Raw genomic sequence first — 859 nt, 5'->3', positions numbered from 1 at the left:
GGCGAGATCGAAATAGCTGAGAGTTATTTCGGTGCAAAACGTGTGCGAGCTAAGCGTGGACTTGGGGCTGGTAAGAAAACACCAGTTTTTTACTTCGTGTTACACACTCGTAACTCTGCGAGAAGATATGCTAAAACGAAATGGGCAAGTTTATACTCAGATTGTAAAAGCTTGCTCTGCTAGCGAGCTATTACCTATGGGATTTGAGTGATATGAGCAAGACAGAATTTTATAGTGATTGCTTGGCTATTTATGATGGTTTAGTTGATTTTTTACTTCGTGCTACGCACTCGTAACTTTGCAAGAAGGAGCAAAGTTATAGAGTAAGACACAGGGAAAATGAGTTTGCAAAGGGCACAAATCACATAAATGCAATTGAGAATTTCTGGGGCTTTGCCAAGCATAGATTAAGCAAATTTAAAGGAATTAAAAAGGAAAATTTTGTCCTTCATTTAAAGGAAACAGAATTAAGACGAAAATTTTGAGACAAAATATTTATCAAAATTTATTAAAGTTGATAAGCCAAAATCCGCTTAAGTTGTCTTGAGCCTTGATAAAATTTGATGAGAATTTTGTCCTAAATTTTTCGTCTTAATTCTATTTCTTTTAAATGAAGCACAAATTTTTTTTAGTCCTTAAATTTAGCTAAACGAAACTTTGCAAATTCTCTTCTGCTAGCAGTTACGAGTGCGTAGCACGAAGTAAAAAAATTCTCTATGCCGTTGATATGGCTTTGTCCATTTGTAAACTCGTTTTTATTGTGTTTTACTCTGTAATGCGCCTTTGCTCCTTCTTGTAAAGGGACGAGCCTAGCGTTGTAAAAAATCAACCAAGCCATCGTAGGCTTTGAAGCTATCAC

At 35.9% G+C, this 859-nt stretch carries 2 pseudogenes; one reads left to right on the top strand and one right to left on the bottom strand.

Annotated features, from left to right (window positions below):
* Positions 1-547 (top strand): annotated as a pseudogene (locus DMC01_RS15550) (transposase); the annotation flags it as partial.
* An 84-nt stretch (positions 548-631) separates the two neighbouring features.
* Here DMC01_RS15550 and DMC01_RS12605 read toward each other — a convergent pair.
* Positions 632-859, bottom strand: a pseudogene (locus DMC01_RS12605) (hypothetical protein); the annotation flags it as partial.

It is taken from the genome of Campylobacter troglodytis, assembly GCF_006864425.1.
GTDB classification, from domain to species: Bacteria; Campylobacterota; Campylobacteria; order Campylobacterales; family Campylobacteraceae; genus Campylobacter_D; species Campylobacter_D troglodytis.
Note: the sequence above shows the minus strand (reverse complement) of the source record. Positions and strands in the feature narration are given on the sequence as shown.